At 61.9% G+C, this 294-nt stretch carries 1 protein-coding gene; it reads left to right on the forward strand.

What is annotated here, in order from left to right; genetic code table 11:
* On the forward strand, positions 1–294 hold a 294-nt coding region (locus tag L981_RS32735; protein ID WP_043627001.1), incomplete at both ends, for a 4Fe-4S dicluster domain-containing protein.

The following is a 294-nucleotide window of genomic DNA, read 5'->3' on the forward strand; positions in this document are numbered from 1 at the left end:
CGCTGTGGTCGAAGTTCGGCACGGCGATCGGCGTTGGGCTCGGCGGTCTCGACATGTGGACCAACCAGCTGTTCGGCTTCTCCTTCTTCGGCACGCTGAAACACGGCAAGACCGATGCGCAGTCGCTCGAGCCGGCCGCCCAGCACCAGAAGATCGATTATCCGAAGCCGGATGGGGTTCTGACCTTCGACCGGCTGTCCTCGGTGTTCCTGTCGAACACCAACCACGAGGAGGACCAGCCGGTCCATCTCAAGGTGAAGGACATGGAGCTGCAGAAGCGCTCCGAACACGACA

It is taken from the genome of Ensifer sp. ZNC0028, from assembly GCF_000799055.1.
Lineage (GTDB): Bacteria > Pseudomonadota > Alphaproteobacteria > Rhizobiales > Rhizobiaceae > Ensifer.